The 5,430-nt window shown below is 71.2% G+C and carries 5 protein-coding genes; 1 reads left to right on the top strand and 4 read right to left on the bottom strand.

The features are described 5' to 3' along the window. A partial coding sequence (locus tag HNV26_RS36700) for a tetratricopeptide repeat protein (protein WP_171453015.1) occupies nucleotides 1-646 on the top strand: 646 nt, incomplete at its 5' end. A gap of 81 nt (nucleotides 647-727) precedes the next feature. Here the strand turns inward: HNV26_RS36700 and HNV26_RS36695 are convergent. The 4 genes from HNV26_RS36695 to HNV26_RS36680 are packed head-to-tail and all read right to left on the bottom strand — an operon-like array spanning nucleotide 728 to nucleotide 5,385. Then, on the bottom strand, nucleotides 728-1,930 hold the full coding sequence (locus tag HNV26_RS36695; protein ID WP_171445491.1) for a GNAT family N-acetyltransferase: 1,203 nt from the start codon (nucleotides 1,928-1,930) through the stop codon (nucleotides 728-730). Between the two features lie 51 nt (nucleotides 1,931-1,981). Next, nucleotides 1,982-3,151 carry a DegT/DnrJ/EryC1/StrS family aminotransferase gene (locus HNV26_RS36690; RefSeq protein ID WP_171445494.1) on the bottom strand — a complete coding sequence of 390 codons (1,170 nt, stop codon included), beginning with the start codon at nucleotides 3,149-3,151 and terminating at the stop codon, nucleotides 1,982-1,984. Next, on the bottom strand, nucleotides 3,148-4,266 hold the full coding sequence (locus HNV26_RS36685; protein WP_171445490.1) for a GNAT family N-acetyltransferase: 1,119 nt from the start codon (nucleotides 4,264-4,266) through the stop codon (nucleotides 3,148-3,150). Before HNV26_RS36685 ends, HNV26_RS36690 begins: the two co-directional genes overlap by 4 nt. 39 nt (nucleotides 4,267-4,305) lie before the next feature. Next, the gene (locus HNV26_RS36680; RefSeq protein WP_171445493.1) at nucleotides 4,306-5,385 is read right to left on the bottom strand and encodes a gluconeogenesis factor YvcK family protein; all 1,080 of its coding nucleotides are present in this window, start codon (nucleotides 5,383-5,385) and stop codon (nucleotides 4,306-4,308) included. Nucleotides 5,386-5,430 lie beyond the last annotated feature (45 nt).

The following is a 5,430-nucleotide window of genomic DNA, read 5'->3' as shown; positions in this document are numbered from 1 at the left end:
CCCCCAGGCTCCGGCCCCCACCGGGTGGGCGTCTCGCAATCCGCAGCTGGTGGGCGCGCTGTGGGGCGCGGGCATCATGGTGTTCTTTGGTGGGCTGGGCTACCTGCTCGTCTCCGAGCAGCAGACGCGCACCGACGGGATGGAGGCCACCGGCCGCATGCCCCCGGGCGGCGCCGCCACGCAGCAGCAGGGCGCGGGCATGGACGAGCAGATGCAGGAAGGCCCGGAGATGCAGGAGGCTCGCGCACGGCTGAACGCCAACGCCGGTGATGTGGACGCGGCGGCGCTGCTGAGCCACGAGCTCATCCGCCGTCAGCAGTTCGACGAGGCCGTGAAGGTCACCGCGAAGGGCCTGGCGGCGGACCCCTTCAACGTCGAGCTGAAGGTCCACCGCGGCGTGCTTCGCGCCACCCAGGGCGACATGGCCGGCGCCGAGGCGGAGCTGACGGCGCTGGTGGACACCTGGCCGGATGCGCAGGAGGCGCTCATCTTCCTGGGCAGCCTCGCCCTGCGCCGCGGCGACAAGGCCGCCGCGCTGGCCCACTTCGAGCGCTTCTCCGTGGAAGTGCCGCGCAACATGCAGCCGCCGCAGCTCGGCCCCGCGATTGCCCAGCTTCGCGCGGAGGTCGCTGGCGGCATGCCCTGACGCCCAGCCCCTGCCCTCTCCGGCGGCGCCGCCCCAACCACCCGGAGTGGTCGAGGCAGGCGCCGCTGGCGTTTTCGACGCTCAGTGCACGGCGGCCCGCCGACGGCGGAAGCGCCGCACCTTCTCCACCAGCGTGTCCGGCATCGCCGCCTTGGCGCCGTTGCGCAGCAGGCGCGCCAGGGATTCGGACTGGGAGAACCAGCGCCCCGCCCACGTCCCGGCATGGACCCGCACGGACAGCGTGCGCCGCTGCTTGGACACCCAGTCGGACTTGTACGTCTCCGTGCCCCGGAGGAAGTCATACTCCGTCAGGCCGGCCTCCATCGCGTCGCGGAACGTCTCGCCCACCAGCACCAGGCCCACGCTGCGATTGCGCCACGCCGGGTCATAACCAGACTGGAAGTACACGAAGGTGTCGCGGTGGAGGATGCCGTACACAGACGCCACGGCCTGGCCGCCCACCTTCATCGTGTAGAGGCGCAGCCGGCCCCGCTCCGCCAGGAACTGCGTGGCATCCCGGTGGAACGCCTCCACACCCGCGCCCTTGATGCCCTGCGAGCCCCCATCCGCGGCCCACCGCGCCGAGTGCAGGCGGAAGAAGTCCGTCAGCGGCGCCGCCAGCTCGCCCGGGGCGTCCGTGCGCTCGATGCGGTAGCCCTCCTGCTTCGCCAGCCACTTGCGCCGCCGCAGGAAGTTGTCGCGGCGTCCCGTGCGCTTGAGGAACGCGTCGAAGGGCTCGTCCGGCGTCAGCGTGTCATACGGACACACGTAACGCGGCGCCACGCGGACGTCCTGCCTGGCGAAGGTCTCCCGGAGCACGTCCACCGTGGGCGAGTCCTCGCGCAGGTCCGACAAATCCAACACGTCCCATTCGTCGCGCAGCGCGTGCAGCATCCGCGCGAAGGCGCCCGCCACCTCGCGCTCACGGCCCCGCCGCGCCACGACGTCCAGGTAGTCGCTGCCGACGTGTGTCTCCCCCAGGAAGCTCAGCCGCCGCACCGGGATGCCGGTGACGCCCAGGTACTCGACGCCCAGCGGCATCAGGCCCACCAACGTGCCCGCCGCGTCGCGCGCGGTCAGCACCAGCGGGCGCCGGCCCGTGGCGATGCGCCGACACCACGGGTACACCCATTCCCAGGCGTTGAAGGGCCCCGCGTCGCTCGCCTCCATCAGCGCGGCCCATTCCTCCCGCATTCCCGCCAGCGTGGAGAGGCTGCCCACGGCGCCTACCTCCAACGGGTGCGCGGCCCACGCGCCCTGCGACAGCTCATCCTCCCGAATCAACGCCCGTCCTCCCGGAGGGGCAGCCGCCCCTCCCTGTTCCCCGAATGAACTTCACCCCGCGCGCTTCTTCGACCGATGGTCCGACTTCACGGCCTCGCGCACCGCCTGCGCCACGTCCGCCATGACCTCCGGCGTCAGGTCCTGGTGGCACGGAATCTCCACGATGGAGCGACGAAGCTGCGCCACCTCCGGGAAGGCCGCTGCGTCACAGGCCGGGTGGAAGCGCTTCCAGAAGTCGATGGCGTCGATGCCCTGCACGCGCAGCCGCGCCAGCACCTCCGCCTTGTCCTGCACCACCAGCGGGTAGAACAGCGGGCACGCGCCCGGCGGAAGCTGGTTGAACAGCGGCGCGGAGATGTCGCGCAGGCGGCCCAGCAGGAAGAAGTAGTTGCGGCGCCGCTGCTCGATGATGGATTCCAGGTCCTGAGCCAGGGCAATCCGCTTCGTCAGCGGGCTCATGCCCAGGTCCACGTGCTTGCGGTCGAAGTGCTGCGTCCCCGTGGCCACACGCTCGATGTTGGCCGCCTTCACGGTGCCATGCCCCAGCGTGCGCACGGTGCTGCGCAGGGCCCGGCCCGCCAGGCCGCCGCGCAGCTCCAGGTTCTGCAGCAGCGCGGACACCGTGTGACTGAAGGTGGACACGGACGGCGGCGCGGGCGGCTCCGGCAGGCTGTACTGGCGCGGGCCGTTGACGACCAGCGCGCCCCCATTGGGAACCGGAAGCGTCTTGTAGAGGCAGAAAATGCCCACGTCCCCCGTCGTCCCCAGGGGCACCGCGCCGTCGGAGGACAGCAGCGACAGCGCGCAGTCCTCGATGAGGATGAGGCCGTGCTGGTCCGCCAGCTTGCGCATCTCCGCGACGGGCCCCGGGAAGCCCGCGTAGTGCGTCAGGTACAGGGCCCGCGTCTTCGGGCCGATGCGCCGGGCCACGTCGTCCAGGTCCACGTCCCAGCGGCTGCCCACGCGATAGAAGCGCGGCGTGGCGCCGGCATCCACCAGGGCCTCCACCTCCACGCCGTGGTGGTAGGCGGGCATCAACACCTCGCCCGAATCCAGCCCCAGCATCTTCACCGTCAGCCAGATGGCGTTGCGGGCGAAGTAGAAGTAGCGGACGTTCGGCGAGGAGAACGGCGGCAGCGCGCCGGGCTTCGGCCGAGACAGCAGCATGTGCGGCCACAGCGTGGGCAGTGACGGCACGAACAGCCGGCCAGAGTGCTTCATCGTCTCCATCGCGACACCACCTCTTTCACCGCGGGCCCCCACCGGAACTTGGCCGCACACAGCGCCCGGCCGAAGGGGGAGTCATTGAACACGTAGAGCCAGGTGTGGCGCCGGACCTCGTTCGTCCAGTCGCGCTTCCACACCATGTCGGGCCCCAGGAAGTCGAACTCGTGCAGGCCCCGGTCGATGCAGCTCCCGATGACCTCATCCACCAGGAGCTGGCCCGGGCTGCACTCGCGCAGGCTTTCGTCGTAGCCGGGCTTCAGCAGGAAGTAGCGCCCGCCGTATTCCAGGCCGTAGTGGAACGCCACCGGCCTGCCGTCCAGCCGCAGGAAGTACAGCGCCAGCCGCTGGCGATAGGCGGAGTCCCGCGCCAGCTCCGTGTAGAAGCCGCGCGTGCGCGCATCCTGCGCCATGGCCGTGCCGCGCGCGCCCTTCCAGCCGCTCTGCTCCAGCAGGAAGCCCTCCTCCAGCGCGCCCTCCAGGCCGAGCCCGCTGTCCACCCGCTCGAAGGTGAGCGGCCCCTTCTCCTCCAGCTTGCGGCGGCGGCGACGGCAGTTGGCCTTGAACTTCGACGCCAGTGTCTTCTGCATGGCATCGCGGGATGCCGGCAGCGGCACATACGGGGAGCGCAGGGACTCCCACTCGCCCACGGGCAGGCCGGAATCGCGCGCCACCGCGTGCAGCCGCCAGGCGGCCCCGCCGTCGGGGACATCCGTGAGCCGCAGCACATCCCAGCCACCGGCCGAGCGCAGGTGGGACACGAAGGCCGCCGCGGCGACTTCCGGTTCCTTCGCCACCAGGTCGAACCGGCAGGAGTGGGCGTTGGCCGCCGCGGACAACTGCCGCGCCGGGACACCCAGCAGCGTCGTGCGCTCCTCCCACAGCGGGAGCACCGCGCCGAGGCTTCCTTCCGCGTCCCGCAGCGTCAGCACGCGCGGCTTCACACCGGGGACGAAGTTGTCCATCCAGATGCGGATGAACTCATGCCGGTAGAACAGCTCGTTGGAGGTGGCCTCCACGAGCGCGTTCCACTCGGACTCCAGGGACATGAAGGCCGCGCGTCCCGTCACTTCGGTGACGCGCGGCGAGGCAGAAAGGTCTCTTGCTTCCATGAGGTGTCGAGTGCCCAAGGTGGTGATGGAGGTTCGCGGCTACAACCCGCTGCGGGCCATCTTCAGCAGGCAGGCGGCGACCTTGCGGCTGTCGTGTCGGATCCTGGACCCTGCCTTGAGCAGGTCCGCCTGCACCGGCACCACGCCCGCGCCAATCAAGTCCCGCGGGTTGGCCGACACCACGAACGACCCGCGACGGGCATAGCGCCGGGTCGCCTCTTCCATGGGCAGCGTGCCGTTGACGAGCACCGCGTCCAGCACCGGCCCCACGTGGTCCGTGACGGCCTGCACGTGGTCCAGGCAGGACATGCCGTCCGTCTCCCCCGGCTGCGTCATCAGGTTGGCCACCATGATCTTCAGCGCGCGCGTCTCCTTGAGCGCCTGGGCCACGCCGTCCACCAGCAGGTTGGGCAGCACGCTCGAGTAGAGCGAGCCCGGGCCGATGGCGATGAGGTCCGCCGTGTAGATGGACTCCAGCAGCCCCTCGGTGGGCGGCGGCGAGCGAGGACTCAGCGTGACGCGGCGCACCCGGCCGTGCGCGCGGCAGATGTTGCGCTCCCCCACCACCTCCGTGTCGTCATGCATCTGCGCCACCAGCTGCACGGACGCCAGCGTGGACGGAAGCACGTGGCCCCGGGCGCCCAGCAGCTCCCCGGACATGCGCACCGCCTCCATGAAGTCCCCCTTGAGCTCCGCGAGCGCGGCGATGAGCAGGTTGCCCACCGCGTGGCCCGCCAGGCCGCGCGCCCCGCCGAAGCGGAACTGGAAGACGTCCTTGAGCGCGTTCTTTCCACCCGCCAGCGCCACCAGGCAGTTGCGGATGTCGCCCGGAGGCAGCGCGCCGTGTTGGCGCCGCAGACGGCCCGAGCTGCCGCCGTCGTCGCTCATGGCCACCACCGCGGTGATGTCGATGCCCGGCTCCCGGGCCTTCGGTATCGCGCGCCGGGCCAGGCCGCGCAGCACCATGGGCAACCCGGTGCCTCCGCCGATGGCGACGATGCGCGTCGGCCGGTCCACCTGCCCCTGAAGCACCTCGTTGCCCTGGCGCTCCAGCTCCAGCCTGCGGCGGGCCTCCGCCCACTCCGCGGGCAGCGGCGCTTCCATGTCCATTCCCACCATGACGCTTACCCCCATCCACGACGCCCCAGCCCGCCTCCCCAGGCG

Origin of the sequence: Myxococcus xanthus, assembly GCF_013116825.1 — a bacterium.
Classification (GTDB): Bacteria; Myxococcota; Myxococcia; order Myxococcales; family Myxococcaceae; genus Myxococcus; species Myxococcus xanthus_B.
The sequence above is the reverse complement of the archived record's forward strand: the minus strand, read 5'-3'. Positions and strand labels throughout refer to the sequence as shown.

What these genes read in the sequence shown, in the direction of transcription:
- HNV26_RS36690 (WP_171445494.1), bottom strand. Translation starts at nt 3,151, where the DNA reads ATGAAGCACTCTGGCCGGCTGTTCGTGCCGTCACTGCCCACGCTGTGG.
- HNV26_RS36680 (WP_171445493.1), bottom strand. Translation starts at nt 5,385, where the DNA reads ATGGTGGGAATGGACATGGAAGCGCCGCTGCCCGCGGAGTGGGCGGAG.
- HNV26_RS36685 (WP_171445490.1), bottom strand. Translation starts at nt 4,266, where the DNA reads ATGGAAGCAAGAGACCTTTCTGCCTCGCCGCGCGTCACCGAAGTGACG.